The sequence below is a fragment of the Methanogenium marinum genome (genome assembly GCF_028912405.1).
Taxonomy (GTDB): Archaea; Halobacteriota; Methanomicrobia; order Methanomicrobiales; family Methanomicrobiaceae; genus Methanogenium; species Methanogenium marinum.
Map to the genome: position 1 here is coordinate 487,879 of NZ_JAKELO010000002.1, position 26,391 is coordinate 514,269.

General features: G+C 47.6%; 19 protein-coding genes, 1 tRNA gene and 3 rRNA genes. 10 read left to right on the top strand and 13 right to left on the bottom strand.

Features of this window, described 5'->3' with window-relative positions; all coding sequences use genetic code 11:
- Positions 1 to 199: 199 nt before the first annotated feature.
- The 4 genes from fdhF (L0665_RS02805) to L0665_RS02820 all read left to right on the top strand — a co-directional run bounded on the left by fdhF (L0665_RS02805) (position 200) and on the right by L0665_RS02820 (position 6,889).
- Positions 200 to 2,266 (top strand): formate dehydrogenase subunit alpha, encoded by a 2,067-nt coding sequence (gene fdhF, locus L0665_RS02805; protein WP_274924192.1) that lies wholly within the window; start codon positions 200 to 202, stop codon positions 2,264 to 2,266.
- Positions 2,267 to 2,268: 2 nt separating this feature from the next.
- Entirely contained in the window at positions 2,269 to 3,423 is a 1,155-nt protein-coding gene (locus tag L0665_RS02810) for a Coenzyme F420 hydrogenase/dehydrogenase, beta subunit C-terminal domain (protein ID WP_274924193.1), read from the top strand.
- Between the two features lie 161 nt (positions 3,424 to 3,584).
- On the top strand, positions 3,585 to 5,651 hold the full coding sequence (gene fdhF, locus L0665_RS02815) for a formate dehydrogenase subunit alpha (protein ID WP_274924192.1): 2,067 nt from the start codon (positions 3,585 to 3,587) through the stop codon (positions 5,649 to 5,651).
- Positions 5,652 to 5,653: 2 nt separating this feature from the next.
- The gene (locus tag L0665_RS02820) at positions 5,654 to 6,889 is read left to right on the top strand and encodes a Coenzyme F420 hydrogenase/dehydrogenase, beta subunit C-terminal domain (protein ID WP_274924194.1); all 1,236 of its coding nucleotides are present in this window, start codon (positions 5,654 to 5,656) and stop codon (positions 6,887 to 6,889) included.
- A gap of 94 nt (positions 6,890 to 6,983) precedes the next feature.
- Here L0665_RS02820 and L0665_RS02825 read toward each other — a convergent pair whose 3' ends face one another.
- Entirely contained in the window at positions 6,984 to 7,196 is a 213-nt protein-coding gene (locus L0665_RS02825; protein ID WP_274924195.1) for a hypothetical protein, read from the bottom strand.
- A gap of 409 nt (positions 7,197 to 7,605) precedes the next feature.
- On the opposite strand from L0665_RS02825, the gene L0665_RS10840 reads away from it, so the two are divergent.
- Positions 7,606 to 7,728 carry a hypothetical protein gene (locus tag L0665_RS10840; protein ID WP_420847042.1) on the top strand — a complete coding sequence of 41 codons (123 nt, stop codon included), beginning with the start codon at positions 7,606 to 7,608 and terminating at the stop codon, positions 7,726 to 7,728.
- Positions 7,712 to 8,137, top strand: coding sequence for a transposase (locus L0665_RS02830; protein WP_420847043.1), 426 nt, complete (start codon positions 7,712 to 7,714; stop codon positions 8,135 to 8,137). The genes L0665_RS10840 and L0665_RS02830 overlap by 17 nt, the downstream gene beginning before the upstream one ends.
- A 575-nt stretch (positions 8,138 to 8,712) precedes the next feature.
- Here the strand turns inward: L0665_RS02830 and rrf are convergent.
- From rrf to L0665_RS02860, 6 genes are all read right to left on the bottom strand, one after another.
- Positions 8,713 to 8,834, bottom strand: a 5S ribosomal RNA gene (gene rrf / locus L0665_RS02835).
- 66 nt (positions 8,835 to 8,900) lie between these two features.
- Positions 8,901 to 11,831 (bottom strand): 23S ribosomal RNA (locus L0665_RS02840).
- Between the two features lie 173 nt (positions 11,832 to 12,004).
- Positions 12,005 to 12,077, bottom strand: a tRNA-Ala gene (locus tag L0665_RS02845).
- A gap of 68 nt (positions 12,078 to 12,145) precedes the next feature.
- Positions 12,146 to 13,613: ribosomal RNA gene (locus L0665_RS02850) — 16S ribosomal RNA — on the bottom strand.
- The 16S, 23S and 5S rRNA genes sit together here with 1 tRNA gene alongside, the layout of an rRNA operon.
- A gap of 738 nt (positions 13,614 to 14,351) precedes the next feature.
- Positions 14,352 to 14,642: a phosphoribosyl-ATP diphosphatase gene (hisE, locus tag L0665_RS02855; protein WP_274924197.1), complete on the bottom strand. Its 291-nt coding sequence runs from the start codon at positions 14,640 to 14,642 to the stop codon at positions 14,352 to 14,354.
- A gap of 1 nt (position 14,643) precedes the next feature.
- Entirely contained in the window at positions 14,644 to 15,081 is a 438-nt protein-coding gene (locus L0665_RS02860; protein WP_274924198.1) for a NusA-like transcription termination signal-binding factor, read from the bottom strand.
- Between the two features lie 119 nt (positions 15,082 to 15,200).
- Here L0665_RS02860 and L0665_RS02865 point away from each other — a divergent pair, with 119 nt between their 5' ends.
- Together L0665_RS02865 and L0665_RS02870 are read left to right on the top strand one after the other, a co-directional pair.
- Complete coding sequence (locus L0665_RS02865; RefSeq protein ID WP_274924199.1) at positions 15,201 to 15,908, top strand: DUF432 domain-containing protein; 708 nt, start codon at positions 15,201 to 15,203, stop codon at positions 15,906 to 15,908.
- Positions 15,909 to 15,911: 3 nt separating this feature from the next.
- On the top strand, positions 15,912 to 16,898 hold the full coding sequence (locus tag L0665_RS02870; protein WP_274924200.1) for a mechanosensitive ion channel family protein: 987 nt from the start codon (positions 15,912 to 15,914) through the stop codon (positions 16,896 to 16,898).
- A 22-nt stretch (positions 16,899 to 16,920) separates the two neighbouring features.
- On the opposite strand, the gene L0665_RS02875 is transcribed toward L0665_RS02870, so the two are convergent.
- Genes L0665_RS02875 through L0665_RS02890 form a run of 4 tightly spaced genes read right to left on the bottom strand, consistent with a single transcriptional unit; the run spans position 16,921 to position 20,126 of the window.
- Positions 16,921 to 17,313 (bottom strand): Hsp20/alpha crystallin family protein, encoded by a 393-nt coding sequence (locus tag L0665_RS02875; protein ID WP_274924201.1) that lies wholly within the window; start codon positions 17,311 to 17,313, stop codon positions 16,921 to 16,923.
- On the bottom strand, positions 17,303 to 17,923 hold the full coding sequence (locus L0665_RS02880) for an ArsR/SmtB family transcription factor (RefSeq protein ID WP_274924202.1): 621 nt from the start codon (positions 17,921 to 17,923) through the stop codon (positions 17,303 to 17,305). The genes L0665_RS02875 and L0665_RS02880 overlap by 11 nt, the downstream gene beginning before the upstream one ends.
- A 44-nt stretch (positions 17,924 to 17,967) precedes the next feature.
- Positions 17,968 to 19,434 (bottom strand): IMP dehydrogenase, encoded by a 1,467-nt coding sequence (gene guaB / locus L0665_RS02885; RefSeq protein WP_274924203.1) that lies wholly within the window; start codon positions 19,432 to 19,434, stop codon positions 17,968 to 17,970.
- Positions 19,435 to 19,439: 5 nt separating this feature from the next.
- On the bottom strand, positions 19,440 to 20,126 hold the full coding sequence (locus tag L0665_RS02890) for a (5-formylfuran-3-yl)methyl phosphate synthase (RefSeq protein WP_274925712.1): 687 nt from the start codon (positions 20,124 to 20,126) through the stop codon (positions 19,440 to 19,442).
- A 162-nt stretch (positions 20,127 to 20,288) separates the two neighbouring features.
- On the opposite strand from L0665_RS02890, the gene tmk reads away from it, so the two are divergent.
- Positions 20,289 to 20,888, top strand: coding sequence for a dTMP kinase (tmk, locus tag L0665_RS02895; protein ID WP_274924204.1), 600 nt, complete (start codon positions 20,289 to 20,291; stop codon positions 20,886 to 20,888).
- Here tmk and L0665_RS02900 read toward each other — a convergent pair.
- On the bottom strand, positions 20,866 to 23,466 hold the full coding sequence (locus tag L0665_RS02900; RefSeq protein ID WP_274924205.1) for a valine--tRNA ligase: 2,601 nt from the start codon (positions 23,464 to 23,466) through the stop codon (positions 20,866 to 20,868). The two genes, tmk and L0665_RS02900, sit on opposite strands and share 23 nt — an antisense overlap.
- 160 nt (positions 23,467 to 23,626) lie before the next feature.
- On the opposite strand from L0665_RS02900, the gene L0665_RS02905 reads away from it, so the two are divergent.
- Positions 23,627 to 24,832: a DUF92 domain-containing protein gene (locus tag L0665_RS02905; RefSeq protein WP_274924206.1), complete on the top strand. Its 1,206-nt coding sequence runs from the start codon at positions 23,627 to 23,629 to the stop codon at positions 24,830 to 24,832.
- A gap of 681 nt (positions 24,833 to 25,513) precedes the next feature.
- On the opposite strand, the gene L0665_RS02910 is transcribed toward L0665_RS02905, so the two are convergent.
- Positions 25,514 to 26,380: a DUF7847 domain-containing protein gene (locus L0665_RS02910; RefSeq protein ID WP_274924207.1), complete on the bottom strand. Its 867-nt coding sequence runs from the start codon at positions 26,378 to 26,380 to the stop codon at positions 25,514 to 25,516.
- Between the last annotated feature and the right edge of the window lie 11 nt (positions 26,381 to 26,391).

Here is a 26,391-nt window from a genome sequence, read left to right on the forward strand (position 1 = left end):
AGGATCTGCGCTCCTGTATGACAAGATGTAACAAAGTAAATACTCTCAGATTAACATGCTGAAAAATCAATTAACAATAAATAACCGCCCATTTCCATAAAAAAGAGCACAAACCCCAAATTCCACCAATAATCTCCCACATTTTTAATCACATTTATATGCAGTGGATATAAAAAGCAACATGTTCGAGGTAATGATAATGGACATGAAATACGTTCAGACAACCTGCCCATACTGTGGGACAGGCTGTTCATTAAATCTCGTGGTCAAAGACGGTAAGGTCGTTGATACAGCTCCGTATCACCGTTCTCCTGTCAATGAAGGTAAGTTATGCCCAAAAGGTACTTACGCCCACGAGTTTGTGAACAGAGAGGACCGCCTCACAACGCCGCTCATTAAAAAGGACGGCAAGTTTGTGGAGGCAACCTGGGAAGAGGCAAACGCCCTCATCGCAAAGAAATTCAAAAGCTACACTCCTGACGAGTGTGCAGTACTCTCATCAGCACGTACTTCTAACGAAGACAACTATGCTCTGATGAAATTCGCACGTGGTGCAATTAAAACACGCCACATCGACCACTGCGCACGTCTCTGCCATGCTTCAACTGTTGCTGGTCTTGCTGCATCATTCGGCTCCGGTGCAATGACCAACTCTATTCTGGATATCGCAGAATCAAAGTGTGTCTTTATTATCGGGTCCAACACATTTGAGCAGCACCCGCTTATCGGCCGCAAAGTAATGCAGGCAAAGAAAGCAGGCGCAAAGATCATCTACGTTGACCCACGGTTAACTGCAACCGGAAAGCAGGCTGACCTCTTCATGCAGTTCAAATCAGGCAGTGATGTCGCAGTCCTGAACTGTATCATGGGAGAGATCATAAGAAACGGCTGGGAAGACAAGGACTGGGTTCAGAACCGCGCCAAGGGCTATGATGAGCTCAAAGCAACCGTTCTCCAGGACGCTTACCTGCCGGAGAATGTCGAGACACTCTCAGGGATTCCAGCAGATAAACTCAGAACCGCAGCAGAATGGATCGGAACCGCCGAATCCTGTGCACTGCTCTACTCCATGGGTATCACCCAGCACACCTGTGGTGTTGACAATGTGAAGTCCACTGCAAACCTCCAGATGCTTACCGGTAATATCGGCAGGCGTGGAGGCGGTGTGAATGCACTTCGTGGACAGAACAATGTTCAGGGTGCCTGCGATATGGGAGCACTCCCTGTTGTATTCACCGCATACCAGAAGGTCATTGACCCCGTTGCACACAAGAAATTTGAAGATGCATGGGCATTCCCTGACGGTATCGCTGCAGCTCAGAACGGATACGAAGTAACCGTTATGATGGATGTCTTAACCGACAACCCTGGTGAACTCAAGGCAATGTACATTATGGGAGAAAATCCATTCCTGTCCGACCCTGATATTCACCACGTTGAGCATGCATTCGAAAATCTTGAATTCGTCGTTGTCCAGGATATCTTCCTGACTGAGACGGCACAGCACGCTGATGTTGTACTTCCCGCCACCTGCTACGCAGAGAAAGACGGAACACAGACCAGCACAGAACGCCGTGTTCAGATGTGGAGAACTGCTCAGGCACCTCCAGGCCAGGCAAAACTTGACTGGAAAATAATCGCTGACGTTGCAGCAGCAATGGGCTATGCAGACCAGTTTGCATGGGAAACATCAGAAGATGTATTCAACGAGATGGCATCACTGACTCCATCCTATGCAGGAATGACCTACGAACGTCTCAACAAACCTGAGGCACTTCACTGGCCATGTCCAACAAAAGAACACCCTGGCACACCAGTTCTCCACATCGACAAGTGCTCCCACCCTGACGGAATGGGCGTTATGCACGCAATCGAATGGAAACCTCCTGCAGAAGTACCTGACGAAGAATATCCGTTCATCCTTACCACCGGCCGCTGTATCTGGCACTGGCACACTGGTAGCATGACCCGTCGTTCAAGCACTCTTGCAAATGAAGTAAAGACCGGATGGATTGAAATCAATCCTGAAGACGCAGCAGCACTTGGCATCAAAGACAAAGAGATGATCAAAGCAATCTCCCGCCGTGGTGAAGTTGAGGTTCCTGCAAAGGTCACCCCCGACATCATGAAAGGTGTCATGTTCATGCCGTTCCACTTTGCAGAATGTGCAGCAAACTTCCTGACCAACAACGCTCTTGACCCAATCGCTAAGATTCCGGAGTACAAGGCCTGTTCAGTTAAGGTTGAGAAAATTCAGGAGGCCTGAAAATGGTAGCTAAAGGCGATATGGTATACGCATGGTCCACCGATGCCGAGATCCTCAAGAAAGGTGAGCTCGGTGGTGCGGTCACCGCACTCCAGAAATTCGCCCTCGAATCCAAAATGGTCGACGCGGTGCTGGCAGTAAAGAAGGGATACGACATCTACGATGCAAAGCCTGTCCTCATCAAAGACCCGGCTGAGCTCGCAGACACCGCCGGATCGCTCCACTGCGGTACACTTCTCGTCGCCAGTCCCATTAAGAAATATCTTAATGGTAGCAAGGACATGAAGATCGGGGTCACCGTCAAGGGCTGTGACATGATGGCACTGCTCGAACTCGCAAGACGCGGCTCAGTCAACCTCGACAACATTACAACGATCGGCCTGAACTGTGGTGGTTCGGTTAGTCCTGTCACCGCCCGTAAGATGATCGCCGAGAAATTCGGAGTCGACCCTGACGACGTCCGCAAGGAGGAGATCGACAAAGGCCAGTTCATTATCGAGTATGGCGATGAGCACAAAGGCATCGCTATGGACGAACTCGAAGATGAGGGCTACGGCCGCCGGTCCAACTGCCGCCGTTGCAAGTATAAAGTCCCACGCCAGGCTGACCTTGCCTGCGGTAACTGGGGCGTAATTGGCCCGAAAGCAGGAAAAGCCACCTTTATTGAAGTATGCAGCGACAAGGGTGCGGATCTGCTGAACAAGGCTGTTGCAGCTGGTGTTGTCCAGACCGAAGCACCTATCCCCAAGGGCATCGAGATACGCGGCAAGATAGAAAATGCCATGCTCAAACTCGGTGAAAAATGGCGTAAAAATGACTTCAAAGCGCTCAGCGAAGATCTCTGGGGAACGATCGAGAAAGGAACCAGCCGTTGCATTAAATGCTATTCCTGTATCGAGAACTGCCCAGTCTGTTTCACGCTCGCAGATGAGCTCAAAGGCGATTCGAGGATGATCACATCCGGAGCAGTCCCGCCAAACCCGATGTTCCATATGCGACGATTCGCTCACATTAGTGACACCTGTATCAATTGTGGCCAGTGCGAAGAGCTCTGTCCGATGGATATCCCACTTGCTCTCTTTTCTCATGCCATAAGGACAGAAAGCGATACGGCATTTGAACCGAAGCTTGGGGAAGCTTTATACAACAACAAATAACTTTTTTCATTTGTTAACTACTTTTTTTATCACATAATTCACCCCGGCAGACGTCAACTCGTCAAAAACGCCCCGCCCCACCGATATTCATCAAGAATCCGCAGTTAAACACTATCGTTAAATAATACAACACCAAAATATGTTTGTTCGAGGTAATGATAATGGACATGAAATACGTTCAGACAACCTGCCCATACTGTGGGACAGGCTGTTCATTAAATCTCGTGGTCAAAGACGGTAAGGTCGTTGATACAGCTCCGTATCACCGTTCTCCTGTCAATGAAGGTAAGTTATGCCCAAAAGGTACTTACGCCCACGAGTTTGTGAACAGAGAGGACCGCCTCACAACGCCGCTCATTAAAAAGGACGGTAAGTTTGTGGAGGCAACCTGGGAAGAGGCAAACGCCCTCATCGCAAAGAAATTCAAAAGCTACACTCCTGACGAGTGTGCAGTACTCTCATCAGCACGTACTTCTAACGAAGACAACTATGCTCTGATGAAATTCGCACGTGGTGCAATTAAAACACGCCACATCGACCACTGCGCACGTCTCTGCCATGCTTCAACTGTTGCTGGTCTTGCTGCATCATTCGGCTCCGGTGCAATGACCAACTCTATTCTGGATATCGCAGAATCAAAGTGTGTCTTTATTATCGGGTCCAACACATTTGAGCAGCACCCGCTTATCGGCCGCAAAGTAATGCAGGCAAAGAAAGCAGGCGCAAAGATCATCTACGTTGACCCACGGTTAACTGCAACCGGAAAGCAGGCTGACCTCTTCATGCAGTTCAAATCAGGCAGTGATGTCGCAGTCCTGAACTGTATCATGGGAGAGATCATAAGAAACGGCTGGGAAGACAAGGACTGGGTTCAGAACCGCGCCAAGGGCTATGATGAGCTCAAAGCAACCGTTCTCCAGGACGCTTACCTGCCGGAGAATGTCGAGACACTCTCAGGGATTCCAGCAGATAAACTCAGAACCGCAGCAGAATGGATCGGAACCGCCGAATCCTGTGCACTGCTCTACTCCATGGGTATCACCCAGCACACATGTGGTGTTGACAATGTGAAGTCCACTGCAAACCTCCAGATGCTTACCGGTAATATCGGCAGGCGTGGAGGCGGTGTGAATGCACTTCGTGGACAGAACAATGTTCAGGGTGCCTGCGATATGGGAGCACTCCCTGTTGTATTCACCGCATACCAGAAGGTCATTGACCCCGTTGCACACAAGAAATTTGAAGATGCATGGGCATTCCCTGACGGTATCGCTGCAGCTCAGAACGGATACGAAGTAACCGTTATGATGGATGTCTTAACCGACAACCCTGGTGAACTCAAGGCAATGTACATTATGGGAGAAAATCCATTCCTGTCCGACCCTGATATTCACCACGTTGAGCATGCATTCGAAAATCTTGAATTCGTCGTTGTCCAGGATATCTTCCTGACTGAGACGGCACAGCACGCTGATGTTGTACTTCCCGCCACCTGCTACGCAGAGAAAGACGGAACACAGACCAGCACAGAACGCCGTGTTCAGATGTGGAGAACTGCTCAGGCACCTCCAGGCCAGGCAAAACTTGACTGGAAAATAATCGCTGACGTTGCAGCAGCAATGGGCTATGCAGACCAGTTTGCATGGGAAACATCAGAAGATGTATTCAACGAGATGGCATCACTGACTCCATCCTATGCAGGAATGACCTACGAACGTCTCAACAAACCTGAGGCACTTCACTGGCCATGTCCAACAAAAGAACACCCTGGCACACCAGTTCTCCACATCGACAAGTGCTCCCACCCTGACGGAATGGGCGTTATGCACGCAATCGAATGGAAACCTCCTGCAGAAGTACCTGACGAAGAATATCCGTTCATCCTTACCACCGGCCGCTGTATCTGGCACTGGCACACTGGTAGCATGACCCGTCGTTCAAGCACTCTTGCAAATGAAGTAAAGACCGGATGGATTGAAATCAATCCTGAAGACGCAGCAGCACTTGGCATCAAAGACAAAGAGATGATCAAAGCAATCTCCCGCCGTGGTGAAGTCGAGGTTCCTGCAAAGGTCACCCCCGACATCATGAAAGGTGTCATGTTCATGCCGTTCCACTTTGCAGAATGTGCAGCAAACTTCCTGACCAACAACGCTCTTGACCCAATCGCTAAGATTCCGGAGTACAAGGCCTGTTCAGTGAAGGTTGAGAAAATTCAGGAGGCCTGAAAATGGTAGCTAAAGGCGATATGGTATACGCATCTGCAAGTGATGCAGCGATCCTTGAGAAAGGAGAGTGCGGCGGTGCAGTCACAGCACTTCTCAAGTACGCTCTTGAAAGCGGCATGGTCGATGCAGTCCTTACGGTGAAGAAGGGATACGACATCTACGATGCAAAACCTGTCCTCATCAAAGACCCGGCTGAGCTCGCAGACTGTGCAGGATCACTCCACTGTGGTACACTTCTCCTCCCAAAACTGATCAAGAAATATCTTGACGGTGCAAAGAATGAGAAGCTTGCAGTCACACTCAAAGGATGCGATGCAAAAGCAATGTACGAGCTCGCAAAGAGAAAACAGATCAACCTTGACAATGTCATCATGATCGGTCTCAACTGTGGTGGATCCGTCTCCCCGGTTCTGGCACGGACAATGATTGCAGACAAGTTTGAGATGGACCCTGACTCCGTTGTCAAAGAAGAAATTGACAAAGGTCAGTTCATTGTTCTTGACCAGAACGGTGAGCACAAGGGTATCTCTATCGACGAACTTGAGGAAGCAGGATACGGACGCCGTGCAAACTGCCAGCGCTGTAAAACAAAGGTTCCCCGCCAGTGCGATCTCGCATGCGGTAACTGGGGAGTCATTGGTCCTAAAGCAGGCAAGGCAACCTTCGTTGAAGTATGCAGCGACAAGGGAGCAGCACTTCTCGAGGGCGCAACAAAAGCAGGCGCAATCGAAACCGCAGAACCAATCCCCAAGGGTATTGAGATTCGCGGCAAGATCGAGAATGCAATGTTCAAGCTCGCGGACAAACACCGTGCAGCACAGTTCGGTGCGCTTGGTGAGAGCGAAGACCGCCTGAAGTTCATCATGAATGAGACTTCACGCTGTATCAAGTGCTACCAGTGCATTGAGAACTGTCCAATCTGTTACTGTGTCGAGTGTTCCACCAAGAAGCCACACCTGGTTACCCCTGGACAGGTTCCACCGCCCTTCATGTTCCACCTTATCAGGTTCAGCCACATTTCTGATTCATGTGTGAACTGCGGACAGTGCGAAGAACTCTGTGCAATGGACATCCCGAATGCACTCTTCATGCACTCCCTGCAGGTCGAGATGGAAAAGATGTTCGGGTTCGTACCTGGTGTAAACATGGATCTTCCGATTCTTGCACTTGTTGAAGAACCTACCGAGCGCAAGCGTCTTTCAGACACCGGCTCCGATCAGATCTATAACATATTCTAATCTTCCCTTTTTTTTGAATTGAAAAAAATTATTCTCAAAAGTAATTTACGGATACATATTTTATCACCATGATGATTTGACTTCTTCATCATCTTTATCTGTCTTTCTCTCGTGTCAGTGTGGCATATGCCAGAGAGAGAACCATCAGGCGACGTCGGTAGCGCCATGCTGCTAAAGCCACTGCAGCAGTGACAATACGATTTGAAGGAGTGCCTGGTGTGAGAACAACATCCAGAGAATTCATGGTATATGAACGATAACGGCGGCCGGCATTATCTGATAAAATCGAATCTTGTTTCTGCGTCATACAATCCCCACGTGTATCAAATGCAACCGGATTACTATATAATTCCTATTGTAAGATATCTAAATAATCCGGATATCATCCGGAAAATGCTGAACATTATCAAATAATGGAATTCATTCGATTATCTCAACAACTCACCTAAAACATCTTATTCAGTAGTGTAACGAAAGTTCTGTATAATTGATGATGTCCTGTATCCAACATTGATTTGGAACAAGAAGGTACAGGACAATGATACCATACGAGTTATTACAAGATTGTCTTAGCGACAATGATCAGGGGATGCAGAATCTCATTATGCAGATGGAAACTATGGAGAGGTAAATCTTAAAAACCTCAGTTCAGGAAGTTTCCTTTTGAAACATAATTGTTTCGAAGATATGCCCGTGTGGAAAAAGCGCTTGTGAACATGATTGCTGAATCTTATCTTCAGGGCGTCTCTACACAAAAGGTTCAGACTATTTTGTGTATCTCACTTTTGCATAGAACAGCTCTCTCCTTCAAGTGTATCCAGAATTTCAAAAGAATTTGATGAACACGTCCACGAATTCCTCAACAGGCCAATTGAATCGAGATTTCCGTATATTTTGGTAGATGCAACATATTTCAATGTATGTGATGGGATGGGTCATGTAAACAAAGCACTTCTCATCACAGTTGTCGTAAGAGAAGATGAATATCGTGAGATTCTTGGAGCAAGGATTACTAACTGCGAGAATGAGGAGTTTTGTTCCGGAATGTGTTCGATGTCCTTAAGGAAGAAGAGAGGATTGGAAGGAGGAAAGCTTGTGGTCTCAGGTTATACCGTGATACAGAAGACATATTCAAATCTTTTCCGGACACAAAAAACAGGCTGCTTTCTTCTTGTGGACAGCTTATCTTCCCGTCTGAACCGAATAAAGATAAGAACGCAGTCAGATGTAGCCTTGAATACATTATAACCAATATTGAGATCATCCTGACATTTATTTCAAAACAAACAAAGTCCATCTCCGGGGAACTCTTATCTGCAGACTCAATGAAATCACTAGAGGTACAGGAGGTTCTGAATGAATTCCTGTCTATGTGGGGGGTCAGAATATCCATGATCATATGCTACAATCAGCCTATGCAGCATCATTCCCGGGCACTCACGCTCTTTTGTATACCATATACAGAACAGAATGTCTCCTTTCCGGTCTTTGCAACCGAAGAATCATTTTCGAAAGCTTACACTCTTTAGCATATTAGTTACAGAGTAGAATCTCTTCTTCACAAACCTTTGCAATAAAGTATCGTATCCAAGAGCTCACGCTCATTAGTGTACCCGTTACAATAACTGAAATCTCATCATCACGAAAACAGGTAGCGAAATATCATTTCAAACACTCACGCTCTTTTGCATAGTATATACAGAACAGAATGCTATACATTTCACTACCAAGAATGTGCAGGAACGAGTCAGAATCAACACAAGAAAGCTCACGCTCTTTTGTATAATACAGTTACAGAACAGATTTCAATTTGCTTTTCAGAGCATTTGCAGCGAAGTATGGTTCCCGAGCGCTCGCGCAACTCAGTACAGCATACTACGTGAACGGGCTTAACTTCCGGGTTCGGTATGGGTCCGGGTGTTGCCCCGCTGCTATGGCCGCAAATACATGACGCTGTATATGTTTGTGGTGTGCACACAGAATTTCGTCTGAGTTTTAACGGACGTTTTCAGTGTTAGCTGATTTGGGCGTTAGTACTCGTGGACTGAACACGTCGTTACCTTCGTGCGTACATCCCGAGCCTATCAAACGGATCTTTTATCCGTGCCCTCAAACGAGGTCTCTTTTCAGGTCTGGTTTCAAGCTTAGATGCTTTCAGCTTTTATCCATTATCGCGTAGCCACTCGGCACTGCCCTGTCGGACAACCGATATACCAGTGGCGACGACGGAAAGTTCCTCTCGTACTATTTCCGTCTTACCCTCAGACCTCTAACACTCCAAATAGATAGTAACCGACCTGTCTCACGACGGTCTAAACCCAGCTCACGATCCCCTTTAATAGGCGAACAACCTCACCCTTGGCTGCTGCTGCACAGCCAGGATGGAAAGAACCGACATCGAGGTAGCAAGCCGCCGGGTCGATATGTGCTCTTGCCGGCGACGACTCAATTATCCCCGGGGTAGCTTTTCTGTCGTCAATAGCACTCATCAAAAGCGCGTATTGGTTCGTTAGACCCGAGTTTCCTCTCGTGAACACTTGCTTTGCGTGTTCACGTCAGGCCAACTTTTGCTCTTGACACTCTTCTGTGAGTTTCTGACTCACATGAGTTGACCTTGGGGCACCCTTGATACCTTTTCGAGGGTGTGGCGCCCCACCCAAACTGCCTACCTACCGATGTCCTCACAAGGAGTTAGTGTTACAGTAATCAAAGGATGGTGTCTCATTGGTGACTAACCAACCCCCACGAGGGTTGGATCGACATCTCCCATCTACACTGCGCAATGAATACCGTAACACAACGACAGGCTGCAGTAAAGCTCCACGGGGTCTTCACTTCCCATTTGGAGTCACTGGCCTTTGCACCAGGATAAAATGTTCAACGGACTTGTGTTTGGGACAGTAGGGCTCTCGTTAATCCATTCATGCAAGTCGCCAATTAAGCGACAAGGTACTACGCTACCTTAAGAGGGTCATAGTTACCCCCGCCGTTTACAGGTCCTTCGTCCGGTTGAACCCGGTTTTCAGATACCTGCACTGGGCAGGAATCACAGACTATACTAGTCCTTACGGAGTTGCAGTCTGCTATGTTGTTATTAGACAGTCGGAGCCCCCTGGTCACTGCGACCTGCCCGATCACCGGGCAGGCACCCCTTCTTCCAAAGTTACGGGGCCATTTTGCCGAATTCCCTAAACACAATTAAACCGACACGCCTTAGCCTTCTCAGCTAGGGGCACCTGTGTCAGATCTCGGTACGGACATCTGATTCCCTTTTCACGGGTTCCAGGAGTTTGCTTTATTTCTCCATCACGCTTTCACTCAATTCTCACCATTACGGTTCTCCAAGAGCTTATACGATTAGACAGGGCGACAGCCCTGCAAAACATATCCAGAAACGTCAGGGTTAACCGAAGTTAACTACAATCAGATGGTACAGGAATATTAACCTGTTTCCCTTTCGCTGTACTCGAATTACGGTACAACTTAGGACCGACTAACCCTCGGCTGACGAACATTGCCGAGGAAACCTAGCCCCTTCGGCGGTTAGGATTCTCACCTAACTATGCTTCTACTAGTGCCAGAATTCTCAATTCTACACGGTCCACAGGAGCTTACACCCCTGCTTCCACCCATGCAGAGCGCCTCTCTACGCCATCACCTTGCGGTGGTCTGTGGTATCTGTGGTAGGTTTTAGCCCCGTCCATTTTCAGCGCCCTAAACCTCGACTGGTAAGCTGTTACGCACTTTTTAAAGGGTAGCTGCTTCTAAGCTCACCTTCCAGTTGTCTTTGGCCTAGGACATCTTTTAGTATTGACACTTAACCTACACTGAGGGACATTAACCACAGTCTGGGTTCTTTCCCTTACGCACTACAAGCTTACCCCGTAGTGCGGACTTCCAGCCTTCTTCGACGACGGGGAATTCGGAGTTTGACAGGAAGGTGAGGAATTTCTCCCCCAACTCCTCCAGTCAGTGCTCTACCTCACCGTCTATCTCCAGCCAGGTCATGCTACGGCATGTTTCGAGAGGAACCAGCTGATGCCCAGTTCGATTGGCCTTTCACCCCTATACGCAGGTCACACGAATGATTTGCATATCAATACCGCTTCGGCCCTCCACGCAACTTTCGTCACCCTTCAGCCTGCCCACGCATAGATCACTGGGCTTCGGGTCTTATCCTGTCGACTACACGCACTATTAATACGTCGTCCCATGGCCGAAACCTACGGACTTGTCGCTTTCGCTTCGGCTTCCCTTACCGGTTAACCTCGCCAACAGAATAAACTCTCTGGCCCGTTCTTCCAAACGTAAGTTATGACACCGGCAATACATCCCATACTACCGCCTCGCGACGGGTTCTTTCGATGTAAAGATCCTTTTATGCCATAACACACTATCACCTATCAGTTTCAGGCACTTTTAACCACCTTTCCAGGGTTACTTTTCAGCTTTCGCTCACGCTACTATTTCGCTATCGGTTTCGAGGAGTATTTAGTTTTGGAGGTTGATGACCCCCAGGTTCATGCGAGAATTCCAACCCGCACTACTCGAGACACTTCCTCGCCAAACATCGGTATGCGTACGGGGCTATCACCCTCTGTGGCAAACCGTTCCAGAAATATTTCCGCTTATGATGTTTGGGTAAACGGAAGGCTCACAACACCACATGTCCCCGAAGGGATTCGGTTTGAACTCTGTCGCTTTCGATCGCTTTTACTAACGACATCTCGTTTGATTTCTCTTCCTCCCCCTACTGAGATGTTTCAATTCGGGGGGTTCCCAATCCTTACGGATCGCTTCTTAAAAAAGAAGCAGGAGGTCCCATTAGGGAATCTCCGGATCATAGGCTCCTTGCGCCTACCCGGAGCTTATCGCAGCTTGGCACGCCCTTCATCGGCACTCGAACCGAGCCATCCACTGACAGGCTTGTATCAGCTTGTCTTTATGATTGTGTCCGTTAAAACTCATTTAACGTCCTATGTGCACACCTATACACAGCCTCAATGAGTCGGTTAGACTCTCGGCCCTTCCCCGATGACTCACGTCGCCGGGTGCATTGGGAGGCCTGGTGTTCAGAAGAATATGTCACGAATGACAGCTCTGAAAACCAGGCAATGGACTTAAGGGGATTTGAACCCCTGGCCTCGGCGTTGCAAACGCCGCGCTCTTCCAACTGAGCTATAAGCCCAAGTTCCCATATTATGTCGACATCAGCAATTTTACGTTTTATTTAGTAACCGCATCAACCCAATCTTTAGGAGGTGATCCAGCCGCAGATTCCCCTACGGCTACCTTGTTACGACTTAACCCTCCTTGCGAAACCTAGATTCGACTGCGGCAAAAACCACAGGCTCATCCAGACCTCACTCGGATGGTTTGACGGGCGGTGTGTGCAAGGAGCAGGGACGCATTCACCGCGCTATGTTGAAACGCGATTACTACGGATTCCAGCTTCATGTGGGCGAGTTACAGCCCACAATCCGAACTTAGGACAGGTTTAAGAGATTGCCTTCACCTTTCGGTGTCGATACCCATTGTCCTGCCCATTGTAGCCCGCGTGTAGCCCGGATAATTCGGGGCATGCTGACCTACCGTTGCCCATTCCTTCCTCCTCTTTAGCAGAGGCGGTCCCAACAGTGTCCTCTTCATTCCGGAGAACAAGCTAGCAACTGTTGGCGTGGGTCTCGCTCGTTGCCTGACTTAACAGGATGCTTCACAGTACGAACTGACGACGGCCATGCACCTCCTCTCAGCTGGTCAAACAGAGTCTTCAGCCCGGTTATCATTCCGCTGTCTTATCCGGTGAGATTTCCGGCGTTGAGTCCAATTAAACCGCAGGCTCCACCCGTTGTGGTGCTCCCCCGCCAATTCCTTTAAGTTTCAGCCTTGCGACCGTACTTCCCAGGCGGCACGTTTCACGGTTTCCCTTCGGCACCCCAGTGACTCGTGGTCACCGGTACACCTAACGCGCATAGTTTACGGCTGGGACTACCCGGGTATCTAATCCGGTTCGCTCCCCCAGCTTTCGTCCCTCACTGTCGGAGCCGTTCTGGTGAGATGCCTTCGCCATCGGTGGTCCCCCGGGGATTACAGGATTTCACTCCTACCCCCGGAGTACCTCTCACCTCTCCCGGTCCCTAGACCAACAGTATCTCCTGGACGCCCGCCGGTTAAGCCGGCGGATTTCCCAAGAGACTTATCGGTCCAGCTACGGACGCTTTAAGCCCAATAATAGTGGCCACCACTCGAGCCGCCGGTATTACCGCGGCGGCTGGCACCGGTCTTGCCCGGCCCTTTCTTCAGATGCGTTTTAAACACCTGGACAGCCCGCGTATACGGGCACTCGGGGTTCCCTTATCACAGTTTCCTGCATTGTAAAGTTTTCGCGCCTGCTGCGCCCCGTAGGGCCTGGAATCGTGTCTCAGATTCCATCTCCGGGCTCTTGCTCCCACAACCCGTATCGATTACAGGCTTGTTGGGCCGTTACCCCAACAACAACCTAATCGACCGCAGATCCATCCTAAGGCGCCGGAGCTTTCGACTAAAGAACATTCCAGTATCTCTAGTCTATGGAGTATTATCCCCAGTTTCCCGGGGTTATTCTCCACCTTAGGGCAGGTTATCCACGTGTTACTGAGCAGTCCGCTGAGGGTCTAAACCCTCTCAACTCGCATGGCTTAATCGAACCCCGATAGCAGTGACCTCTGGCAGGATCAACCAGAATTAATTTCTTGAAGTAGGCAAACTGATACACAGTTTTGCTTTTCAAAGCACACTTACGTTCGACTTATTTTTTAAAGGATATTAGCGGTTACTAAATAAATTTCCGCATTGCCAATGCCAACGTCAGAACCGACACTCCCATCTGAGCGATTTCGGTTCTCCATCAAAATCTCGGACTCTAATATAGATGCTAAAGGATGATAAACCCTCGCATTTCCATTTCGAGTCCGGAGATTATTCTCTGCGATCGTCCGAAAAATTTCGGAGGAACACAGAGAGTCATATTTCTATGATATCTTGTTGTCTGCAAATCAATCAAAGGTCATTTCGACCCCAGATTCCTGAGACATTCGACCTAACAACATGGAACCTCCGACGATATAAACCCTCGTATTTCCATTTGAAGTCAGGCATAAGAAATCAAACCTCAGCAACCACCAACACAAATGTCAGATAATTACAGATAGTTAATTTCTCAGAAACGCTATTGCCTGCGATACAAAAAAGGCGAAATCGCCCCTGTTTGTCCCAGACATTCGACCTAACAACATGGCACGCCACATGATATAATGTTTCCGAATTATTTCCGGATTTTACCCCAAAAACAGCGCTGGATATATGAAATTATTACCCCAGCCCCAGAATTATATACTTCACCCACATGGTCGCGCAGATCAGTTGCAGAAAAATAAAAAATATATCGATTTTAAGAAAAAATATTCAGTTAAATACAGAAGAGTCAGTTGCGTCGCCGGGAAAGCTCCTCAAGCACATCACCAAGGTCTTCACCAGAAGCACGCAAAGCCAGCAGAATATGAAATAACAAATCAGCAGCCTCTTCGACTGTTCGATCAGATGAACCATTCTTCGCCGCAAGAATAAATTCAGTCGCCTCTTCTCCCACCTTTTCAAGGGCCTTATCCATCCCCTTACGATGAGTAAGTATGGAAACAACATACGAACCCTCCGGGCGATCCTCCATCCTTTGATTTATCGTATTCCACACATCAACAATTACGTCAGCATCCACGTTATTCACCCTCTGCTACAATATCTGCAACCTCTGTATTATATATAAGCCGGCACAACAGTCGCACCTTTTCCGCATTACAACCACCCCTGCCTATAGCAATACCAAGATCACCCTTTTTTCTAATAACAATCCGTTTCTTTTCACCATCCGGATCATTTTCCGTCTTCAGCACATCAATTGGTCGGAGAATGTTTCTGACAAATTCATCAAAAGAAACACCTTCCTCAACCATCTCAATGCGCCTACCCAGAACTCTCTGCATCTTACGTATATTATCCCCGTTTTTACCGATTGCAAGACCCATGTCGCCTTTTTTAACCACATAAATGATCCGGTCAAATCCATCATCTACAATGCAGTCAAGTGCAATCGATTTGGTAAGAATACGAAGTTCTTCAATATATCTGCGCTCTTTAAAGCCTATGACACTATGCATCACTCAGTCACGGTACTGTTTTTTTTATGATACCATATAACCCCTTGTTCCATCCAAACTGCAGTATTTCCCACGGATTTCACAGAAAGGTTATTATTCCGCATAAAAGCAGTAATTCTATGTACGGGAGATACGAAATTCCCTTCGAATACTCAGATGATACTATTAACCTCTCCATAACAGAAGATGGAGACTTTTTCCGCTATATCAGAAAGATACCAGGAGGAGAAACAATTCTAAAAACTCTCCTGACAACAGGTAGTGCTGTCGTAGCTGTCAACCCCATCGAACCGGTAAATCTCCCAAAAAAAGTCACCCATTATCTGGAAATCGAATTCACTCCCATACTCATAGAACCTGAAGGGATTAAGATCATATATCTCCTTTTTCCAATAGAAATTGGAGTCATCGTCTTTGGTAATAAAAAAATGGAAGCAGTGGACACCTTCTCTTTCTGCCCGCAAAAATATTCACTCTATGGACCATCAGGAGGAGGAGTTATCACCAAATATTTTGCAAGTGACATTTACTCATCCCCACCGGAAACAGACCGATACTGCACTGGAGTTCTCCGACTGGAAATTCAAAATAAGACCCCAGAATGGGCAAATATAAGCAAAACTGTTCTTGATGGGTATAGCATGAAGATATATTTTGGCCCATATGTATCAATGCTTGCATGCATGAAAATACTTACACCAACCACTGCTGAAACTGAGTTCATCCGCAATCCTGCTGCATCAGATTTTCAGAAAGCAGTCGAAATCTATCACACCCTCAACATACCTTCAATTAAACGCACATATCTTATGGAATGGGGGTATTGACCAATGAGTGATATCATTAACACCTCCATCATTTTTGAATCATCCATATTCGCAGCACCAGTCTATGGCGAAACCACATTAGGCAACATCCTCTGGTTCATCATTATTCTCATTCTCGCAGTCATCATCGCTAAAATTATTTCCCTCAACCTCAGCAGATTTCTCAAAGACCGTGTCCGGAAAAATGACCTGAACCTCATCACCAAAGCCATATACTGGGGAATATTTTTTATCGGATTTTTAATTGCCCTTCCAAATCTTCCAGTAGACCTCTCCGGCCTCCTCGTTGCAGGAGGTGTATTCGGTATCATCATCGGGTTTGCAGCACAGAGCGTTGTTTCAAATCTGATCTCTGGCATCTTCCTCATCTTTGAGCAGCCCCTTAAGATCGGGGACAATGTGCTCATAGAGGACACACTCATCATTGTGGAGGACATACGAATATTTTCCACCATCGGAAAGACCTTTGAAGGTATCTATGTCAGGATACCAAATGAGAAAATATTCACCACTACCATAACCAATTATGTAGCAAATACTGCCCGCCGATTTGAATACGACGTGGAAATCCGCTATCAGGACGATGCATCCCGCGCGATACAGATCATTGAAGCACTCATTGAAAACGAACCATTCTGTCTGAAAAACCCCGGGCCATCAGTTTTCGTTGATGAACTTGCAGCAGACGGAGTCATGATTAAAACACGCATGTGGGCACCTTCAGAAGTATGGTGGGACATCAGAACAACCATGCTCTGGAAAATTAAGTGTGCACTTGAAGAGGACGGAATGGAGATCCCATTCCCTCAGCGCACCTTATGGCTCAATCCAGATGACGAAGATCCCTCCACCCCAAAACTAATTCACAAAAAAGATCACGTTGCCGAAGTCCGCATGCATACATGCAAACCACAACATCCTGCACAGGAAAAAAACCTTCCAAATTCTATTATTGCATATAACGGACCAGACGAATCTGATAAAGACTAAAAAAATAAGAGGGAATTTGTCTTTAATTCAGTTTCGGACAGATAATATCCAAAACACCGTTTTTTATACCAAATCTGCCCTGTCCCTGATGGATAGGAGCAGAAAGAGGAATGTCAAATTCCCGGCCCTCTATGGTCACCCGCACTTCCTGATCCCGGAACTCCACACGGGGTGCAGAGGATTCATCACCGGATAATTCCAGAGTGATGTAAAAAAAACCGGAATCCTCGACAAGGTCATAATCGAACTCATCTTCAAAATCGTCCATATGGAAGATACGCCCGTCATCACCTGAACCAGATATAATCGTGCAGCCAATAAACCGGGGAGGTTCATCTCCGGGCAGGTTGCGAATCATCTCTTCCATTGCTTTTGCAAGATTTCTGAAGACATCGTCGTATGGTTCATTTGCCATTTATTTCACGCACCGAATATTTTTGTCCATGACGCGTTACAATCCCTATCCCCTCAAGCCGTGCAATTGCACCCTCAATGGAGGAAACAGGGACATCTGTTATCCTGTGAATTTCAGGAACAGACAGATCACCGTTACATAGTGCGGTTATTAGATTGATTTCTGTTTCCCCAGCTAATATTTCTTTGCTCGTAGACACAAGATCATCCATAGCTGCACCTAGATCACTCTCCAGATACTCCAGCGTCTCAAGATACCTGTTGCGGGCATCCAGAAGAGAACGAAGATTCAGAACGGATTGTAAAAACATGTCCTGGGACGAGGAGAATGATTTCTGAATCATGTCTGGTAGTTCTGCCATTTTTATATCAATACTGATGTCACGAACAAGACAGTAGTATTTCCGCCTCCGCGTATCCGTACGTGAGGAAAGGAACTCTGCGCGCTCCATATACTGAAGATGGTCAATCACTGCCTTGGGGTTCAGCGTCAGCCGCTCAGCTATCTCAGTCACATAACACGGCTTTTCCCGAAGAAGTACAATGATACGCCGCCTGTTGCGATTACCAAGAATATCGAGAAGATCAGAGCCCCCATCATCACCGATCATACTTACCTAAAGTAAATGTAAAAAATAATATAAATATTTGTTGTTTATTCCATCACGCGATAATTGGGAGCCTCATCGGTTATGAGGATATTATGCGGATGGCTTTCAAGATATCCGGCTGAAGTAATCTGAACAAATCTTCCGTTCTTCTTAAGGTCAGCAATGGTCTTAGAACCAGTATATCCCATCGCAGATTTCAGGCCACCAATGAGCTGATATATTACTTCAGAAACATTGCCCACATAGGGAGTAGCTCCTTCCACACCCTCAGGAACATATTTGTTCTTTCCAATATCCTTCTTTTGGAAGTAGCGGTCACTTGATTCCCCACCGCTCATCACACCAAGAGATCCCATACCACGATACTGTTTGTAACGCCGCCCTTTCATTGCAATAAGACGTCCTGGTGCTTCATCTGTTCCTGCAAGAAGACTTCCCAACATCACCGAATCAGCACCGGCAGCAATTGCCTTTGCAATATCACCACTATACCGGATACCACCATCAGCGATGACCGGCGTATCATACTCCTGCATCACTTCTGCAACATTCGCAATAGCAGTAATCTGGGGCACACCAACACCTGCGACAACACGTGTTGTACAAATTGATCCCGGGCCAATTCCAACCTTAACTGCATCAACATCAGAACCTAATTCTTCCGCAGCCTCTTTGGTCGCAATATTACCTGCGATGACATCTGCAGAGACACTCTCCACAATATCACGGACAGCTGATACAACATTCATATTGTGCGCATGGGCACAATCAACGGCAAGTGCATCAGCACCTGCCTCAGAAAGCATGACGGCACGTTCAAAATCAAACGGACCAACAGCTGCGGCAACACAGAGATTGCCATCCCTGTCACGCAGAGCATTTGGATTCTGGTGGCGTTCCAGAAGGTCCTGCATGGTAATGATGCCCATAAGACTGCCATCCAGATTCGTAACCGGCAGGCGCTCCACCTTATTGGTGTACATCTTCTCAAGAGCCTCTTCCAGACCGATACCATCTACTGCGGTGATGGGTTCATGCGTCATAACATTGCGGATATTCTCATCACCACGCTTTCCGACGATGCCGCGCAGATCTCTGCGGCTGACAATACCGATTATCACATCGTCTTCCATCACCGGCACACCACCAATGTCATGGTAACGCATCATCCGATCCACATCACTAACCGTGGAATCAGACTGAACGGTGAGAACTTCACGCTCAATGATATCTTCTGCCTGTTTCACAAGCCTGATCTCTTCCACTTCACGCTCTGCACTCATATTGCGGTGGATTATCCCGATACTGCCCTCACGTGCAAGTGCAATCGCCATCCGTGATTCAGTGACCGTATCCATCGCTGCCGAGATGATGGGACTATTAAGTGCTATATTTCTGGTCAGCCGGGAATGGGTGTCAGCTTCTGATGGTTCTACAAATGACTCAGCGGGAACCAGCAGGACGTCATCGAACGTCAGGGCCAGTGGAATTTGCAGTTTTCCGGCGTACATTCTCATTACCTCAATAAAGACATTGCTTTTTCAACAAGTTCTTCCCGGACAACACTGCTGCGATCCCCACCGCACACCATTCCACGGACACCAATAATTTCAGGATTTATACGGCGAAGAGGTTCGAGATCCTCAAACTTCAGGGAACCGGCAAGAGCAGTCTTCTGATTCAGACTTCGGTTCAGATCCGTATATTCTCCGAGAACTGATTCATCCATGAAATCAAAGAGGCTCTTCCCGTCCTTAATACCTGTGTCAATCATGGCAATATCTGCACCATACTTTGCCACAAGAGGAGCCACTTCCATCGGAGAAATCGTACCCATCCGTTCATAATCCGCATACGCTGCAATAACAACAGTCTTTTCAGGATACTGCCAGTGAACTGCCTTTGCAACAGCCTCAATCAGTTCTGCAGCACGATCTGCGCCGTCAAATTTCAGACCGACCTTGACATAATCTGCACCGGCGGATGCTGCACCATACGCAGCCAGCGAGGCCCCACCGGGAAGAAATGAATAATCTCCGATTGCAGCGCTGACAGGCTTGTCTGACAGCTTCTTAATTGCATGAATAACCCACGGAAAATTGGCACCAAGTGAACCTTCGGACGGTTTCTTCACATCGATGATATCAGCAGCGAGGGCACTCTGTGCCTCTTCAACACTACTGGGGCTGACTAAGAGTTCCATACTTATTTTTGGATACTCCCCATAATAGTGATTACGTATGATCATATCCGGACATACACCATTATGCCCCGTATCCCCCGGTTTTTTTCAGAAAGAAAGAGGGGGCACGCGGAATACAATACGGTGCTGTACAATGATGAATACCGGCAGGAAGGACACACAATGCTAATTACCATAGAAGGAATAGACGGAACAGGCAAATCAACACTTATCAGAAATCTCACCGAAAATCTGATAGATCTAGGGCCTGTCATCACACGGGAGCCGGGATCAACATGGATTGGAGAACAGGTCAGGAGAGGTATCGCAGAAGAGATTGACCCTGTTGCAGAGGCGCTCCTCTTCACGGCCGACCACGCCGCGCATATTCGTGACGTAATAAGGCCGGCTCTATCAGAAGGAAAGGTCGTCATCTCTGACCGTTACAGTGACTCACGCTATGCATACCAGTCTGTCACGCTGGATTCCATTCTGCCGGATGCCCTTGGCTGGCTGGAGGCAGTCCACCGTGGGTGGACTATTGTCCCTGACCACACCTACCTTCTGACCATCCCGGTTGAAGAAGCGATGAAAAGACTCTCCAATGACCGCGACACCGCCGAACACTTTGAAAAAGCAGACATCCTCACCCGTGTCCAGAAGAATTATCTAACGGCAGCAGAACGTGATCCGGAACGATTCGTCATTGTTGATGCGATGCTTGAAAAAGAGAAAATTGGAAATTTTGTTGCTGACAGTATCAGGCAATTCGTGAAACGGTGACAATGACCCCATCATTCAGGGTCAGAACATCCACCTCTTCTCCTGCAACACGGAACGAATAAACCAGTTCATACGAACCCTCCGGGATTGCCACCTCTTCTCCGTCAACAGTCACATGTGAGACACCGCTGCGAAGGTCATCTTCAGAGAGTGCACGCACCGCATCCATAAACCCGCGGGCTTTGTTTCTCAGCGCAGGTCCGATTACTCCCATTGAAAATTTTACATCGGATATAACCCGTTCAAGCTGTGGTTTTTCCGTTGTCCAGGTCACTGTGGCATTCAGGGCACGGGACGCATCACCGGCATCATCGATCTCCTCATCAGCATACACATAGACAGCGCCAAGAGGGGCGTTGAGAGCCATTTTATTATCATGCTTGAACCTTCGCACCTCAGATACCACTTCAGCAAGCAGGGCACCGTTACGGTATGCATCCGCATCGGTAAACGAGAGATCAGGCCACCCTGCGGCATGCACACTTCCGGCATTCAGATATGAATAGCATTCCTCAGAAAAGAACGGTGAAATCGGTGCAAACATCCTGCAGATAGTTGCAAGTGCTGTTCTCAGGGTATAGAGGGCACTGTCACGTGCAGGCCCTTCTTCTTCGTAGAGTCTTCCTTTGACCAGTTCAATATAATTGTCTGCGAAGATATCACGGGAAAACTCGCGGATAGCACGTATGGCACGGTCAAACTGATAAGACTCCATCGCCTCTGTTACCTCTGCCACGGTTGCAGAAAGCCGGCACATCAGCCACCGGTCAGCAAGAACCGTCATTGAATCTTCAGTAAGGGAACCCGCGTCCCCTGCCTGCATCAGAACAAAGCGTGCGATATTCCATAGCTTTGTCTGGAACCTGGACGCAGCAACCACATCATTCCAGGCAAAGACAATATCAGATCCTGTTGCCGCACCGATGGCACTCCACTGGCGGAATGCATCTGCGCCGTAATCCTTGAGGATCTCTTCCGGGGGAATGATATTGCCACGGCTTTTACTCATCTTAAAGCCATCTTCACCAAGCACCATCCCGTTCACCAGAATCTCCTCCCATGGTTTGGACCCGGTCAGGGCAAGGGATCTCAGAATGGTATAGAATGCCCACGTCCGGATGATGTCATGCCCCTGCGGACGAATTTGTGCAGGGAAGCGCTCCGGGATATCGCCACCGTCCCAGCCGGTTACGTTTAAGACAGAAATGGAGGAGTCCATCCAGGTGTCGAGTACGTCCGTTTCTCCGGTAAACGATGTCCCGCCACAGACCGGACAGGCATGCTTCGGGGACACAGCGGTCGGGTCAATCGGCAGGTCTGCTTCATCCGGGAGAATCTTCTCTCCACAGCCATCACAGAACCACACCGGAATCGGGGTGGCAAAGACACGCTGGCGTGATATGCACCAGTCCCATTCCATCTGTGATGCCCAGTTTTCCAGACGGGAATACATGTGATCCGGTGTCCACGTGATCTCCTTTGCCGCTTTGATGATTCCTTCACTATGAATCTTCACAAACCACTGGCGTTCACTGAGAATCTCTATCGGAGTCTTGCAGCGCCAGCATGTACCGACACGCTGTTCCAGGTTTTCCTGCCGGACCAGAATGCCCATTTCCTTCATATCAGCAAGGATTCTTTCACGGCATTCTTTCGAGGTCAGGCCGTCATAGGGGGCTGCAATGGCAGTCATCCTTCCGGATGAGTTAATCGCCTTTCTCAGGTCAAGATTATGCTGTTTCCACCAGTGCACATCCTGCTTGTCACCGAACGTACAGATCATCACCGCACCGCTGCCAAACTCCGGGTCAACTGCCACATCGGTTATAACCGGCACGTTGTAGCCAAAGAACGGCACGGCCAGAGACTTCCCTTCACACCCTGCATACCGTTCGTCATCCGGATGGACAGCAACGGCCACACAGGCAGCAAGAAGTTCGGGCCGGGAGGTGGCAATCTCAACACCATCAAAGTTAAAGAAGTTCAGAAGGGTGGTGCGGTCCTCATAGGCAACTTCTGCAAATGCAATAGCTGTTTCACATCGGGTACAGAAATTGACCGGGTGCTCACTCTGATATATGTCGCCTGCCTTAAGCATCCGGAGAAATGAGATCTGGGTCTTCCGGTAATACTCCGGCATCATTGTGATGTATTCATTGCTCCAGTCAGTTGAGAAACCGCACCGCCGCATGGTCGCGCGCATTTTTTCAATATTCTGAATCGTTAAATCACGGCACATCTGCCTGAATGTATCACGTGATACATCATTTTTGGTGATACCGTGAATCTCTTCAACCTTCACTTCGGTGGGAAGACCATGACAGTCCCACCCCTGTGGGAACATAACATTGAACCCGCGCATCCGCTTATACCGTGCGATAAAATCGATATAGCACCAGTTAAACCCGTTTCCAATGTGGAAGTTCCCTGTCGGATAGGGGGGAGGTGTGTCGATAATAAACTGCGGTTTCGTCGAGACGGGATCAAAATAATTGTCCTCATCCTTCCATTCCTGTAGCCAGTGCTCTTCCACAGAATTAGGATCATACGTCTTCGGTATTTCCGCTGATGGAGACATTTCAGAAACATTGGTTGTTTTTTCTCTTAATAGTAATCTGAGATTGGGCAATCAAATGGGAACAATCCATATCTCATGAACCAAAAATACCGATAATATTCAGGAAAACAAAACTCATCAGGCATAAACCCATTAACCATGAATCACAAAAATAAGAACAATGGAATGGGAGACAGAGATGTGGGCAGCGTCAGCACTTTCGCTGATATGCATCATTATTGCCCCATACGTATCTCCCCCCTGGCTTCTCTCACTTTTTGTTGTGCTTATCTGTGCACTGCTTTTTCTCATCAAAAAATCCCGCTATACCTCAGTGTCCATCGCAGCGATAGCAGTGTTCTATGGCCTTGAACTAATACCTCTGGTGGTTTTTTCCACCACGTTTGCCATCGTAATTATGGGTGAGACTGCCTACCGGATTGCAGGAAGGGGTACAAAAGGATACATCCCGTTCACCATTGTCGCCTTCGTCAGTGCATTCATGGTGATGATGTATTCCGGATATAACGTCCCGTTTGTGGCTGTAACAGGAGTTATCGTTGCTCTTATGCTCCACTCCATTCTGCGCGACCGTCAGGATAGTATCTTCATCGAGACGCTGGGAGTTGCAATGACAATGCTCCTCTTCTATGACATTGGATATCATGTTGAGACAACCATTCTTCTCATTGCAGTCATCATCGGATTTGGATTTGCATTCTCATCATACAAACTGAAAGCAGCAGATGTCTCCGGTCTTTTTTCCGGAGCACTGATGGGCATACTTCTCATTGTCTTCACGGACGTGAGCTGGTTTTTGATCATGCTTACCTTCTTCATTCTTGGTGCGGGAACCACAAAATTCCAGTTTAAAAAGAAGACAGAACTGGGCGTGGCAGAATCCCACGGAGGTGTGCGTGGATACTTCAATGTCTTCGCAAACGGACTCGTGTCACTCAGCGGGGCAATCCTGTATGGTGTCACCCAGAATCCCATATTTATCGCACTCTTTCTGGGAAGTGTCGCCTGCGCCACCTCAGACACCCTCGCAAGTGAAATCGGAGTTGTAGGAAAGACACCCCGCCTCATCACCACGTTCAGAGAGGTACCGCGGGGAACAAACGGAGGTGTGACAATAGTAGGAGAACTTGCAGCAACAGCGGGCGCAGTTGTCATTGCAGCATTGGCATATCTGTTGCACGTTGCTGACCCGACACTTGTTGTTGTCACAGTGCTTGCAGGTTTTTTTGGCACGAACATCGACAGCCTCATAGGTGCATTATATGAAAATAAAAACCTCATCGGGAATGCCGGAACGAATTTCCTTGCCACGTTACTTTCCGGCATATTTGCGATGGCAGTGTATTATGCATTCATCTCTTTTTAATATTTGAGAATTCGGAAAACCGGCAATTCCACTCATTCTTTGCTGCCTTATTAGTTTCATTCGTCATCCGTTTCCCAACCATGGAATTCAGATTATTCTTCCGGGTGATGGGCACCAGATGTGCTGTTTGCTTTCTCTTGTAACTGCGGACAACTCATTTATCGTCATTTTGATAGAACGTCCTGCAATTTACAGCCAAATAACGTATCGATTACACATCCGGCCAATATTTGCCCCGGAAAAAACCACCCTCATAGCACCACGGAGTGGACTGTTCTCGGTTGAGACAACCAATACATCCTCCCAAAATTCCTGCAAATAGCTACCGCTCAGTATCTCACAATCAACCGTATTTTTAGCAAATAAAAGGCATTACAGCCGTATTTTTTCACAAGTAAAAAAAAGCAGAAAATACGTTCATTTCACGCCCCAATTCACCAATAAACGGGGTCAAAAAGGGTGGACAAAGGGTTACAAAAAACAGGAATGAGGGAAACACAGTAGCCCACGTTTCCAATATTCATCCGGCCGGATTTTCACCCTTCACACCCAGCTTAACCGTCCCAAAAAAGAAACAGAGAACGTCGAAAAGATGCAGATTATTTTACCCGTCAGGAGAGACCACTCACCATCTCCGTTGATTTTTATACATTTTAAAAAAACCACAAAAAAAGGGAAGCACTAATATTTGTACCAGCGTCCTTTTTCATCATAGACACCGCCCTTATTTTCTGCTTCCTGTATCTCCTCTTCCTGCTTCTCTTCAGAGATGCCCTGGACATGCCGCTGGTAAAATACCGCTTTCAACGGCAGAAGAATTGCAGTAAAAATACCCGCCACCACTGCATACAGGGCAATAATAAGAGACAACCCGTCCTCTCCAATAAGAGCCTGCTGTTCTTCCACGGTCATATTCAAAAGTGTGTTCACATCAAGAGACGGATCAAAGACCATTGAACCTGCAAGGAAAACAGAACCAATGAAGGCACTTGCAATAAACAACACAATGAGAAGGATAAAGCAGGCGCAATAAAATGCAATTACCTCAAAGGGGCGGGAACGGACAAATTGCAAACTCCGCAACAAAGAAGCAAAAACCTTCTTATCTTCCAGAACCACTGCGGTATCGTAGAAGAAAAAGAAGAACACTATCGGGATGAAAATCCAGAATACACCCATAATCATCAGCATATCATCCTGTCCTCCACCAATTGCAGCAAGAATAATGGTGAGAATAAATGCTGCAACACTACCGATGAACGTTACAAATACTCCTGGAAGCAGAACGGCGAAATACCGGGAGATACCCCCTGTCCAAAATGCTGACAGTGCCCCATCTTCCCTATATATCATTTCATAGGATGACCCAACAAAGAACGGGAAGATGATGATTGCAAAGAAGCCAATGGTTTCAGCATAAAAATTCAGACCATTGAATACACAGTATTCAAGAGCTGCCACACTACACCCGACCCATACTCCTGACAGAAGAATAAGGGGATATCGCAGGATACAGCGGAATGCTTCTTTGAGTGATTGAAATACCATGGTGTATGTCT

Excerpts from the sequence above, each read along its gene's own strand:
- L0665_RS02825 (WP_274924195.1), bottom strand. The coding sequence starts at position 7,196 with ATGACGCAGAAACAAGATTCGATTTTATCAGATAATGCCGGCCGCCGT.
- L0665_RS02905 (WP_274924206.1), top strand. The coding sequence starts at position 23,627 with ATGGAATGGGAGACAGAGATGTGGGCAGCGTCAGCACTTTCGCTGATA.
- L0665_RS02875 (WP_274924201.1), bottom strand. The coding sequence starts at position 17,313 with ATGGCAAATGAACCATACGACGATGTCTTCAGAAATCTTGCAAAAGCA.
- L0665_RS10840 (WP_420847042.1), top strand. The coding sequence starts at position 7,606 with ATGATTGCTGAATCTTATCTTCAGGGCGTCTCTACACAAAAGGTTCAG.
- fdhF (WP_274924192.1), top strand. The coding sequence starts at position 3,585 with ATGGACATGAAATACGTTCAGACAACCTGCCCATACTGTGGGACAGGC.
- guaB (WP_274924203.1), bottom strand. The coding sequence starts at position 19,434 with ATGTACGCCGGAAAACTGCAAATTCCACTGGCCCTGACGTTCGATGAC.
- L0665_RS02865 (WP_274924199.1), top strand. The coding sequence starts at position 15,201 with ATGTACGGGAGATACGAAATTCCCTTCGAATACTCAGATGATACTATT.
- tmk (WP_274924204.1), top strand. The coding sequence starts at position 20,289 with ATGCTAATTACCATAGAAGGAATAGACGGAACAGGCAAATCAACACTT.
- L0665_RS02880 (WP_274924202.1), bottom strand. The coding sequence starts at position 17,923 with ATGATCGGTGATGATGGGGGCTCTGATCTTCTCGATATTCTTGGTAAT.
- L0665_RS02910 (WP_274924207.1), bottom strand. The coding sequence starts at position 26,380 with ATGGTATTTCAATCACTCAAAGAAGCATTCCGCTGTATCCTGCGATAT.
- L0665_RS02890 (WP_274925712.1), bottom strand. The coding sequence starts at position 20,126 with ATGGAACTCTTAGTCAGCCCCAGTAGTGTTGAAGAGGCACAGAGTGCC.
- L0665_RS02900 (WP_274924205.1), bottom strand. The coding sequence starts at position 23,466 with ATGTCTCCATCAGCGGAAATACCGAAGACGTATGATCCTAATTCTGTG.
- L0665_RS02870 (WP_274924200.1), top strand. The coding sequence starts at position 15,912 with ATGAGTGATATCATTAACACCTCCATCATTTTTGAATCATCCATATTC.
- L0665_RS02820 (WP_274924194.1), top strand. The coding sequence starts at position 5,654 with ATGGTAGCTAAAGGCGATATGGTATACGCATCTGCAAGTGATGCAGCG.
- L0665_RS02810 (WP_274924193.1), top strand. The coding sequence starts at position 2,269 with ATGGTAGCTAAAGGCGATATGGTATACGCATGGTCCACCGATGCCGAG.
- fdhF (WP_274924192.1), top strand. The coding sequence starts at position 200 with ATGGACATGAAATACGTTCAGACAACCTGCCCATACTGTGGGACAGGC.
- L0665_RS02860 (WP_274924198.1), bottom strand. The coding sequence starts at position 15,081 with ATGCATAGTGTCATAGGCTTTAAAGAGCGCAGATATATTGAAGAACTT.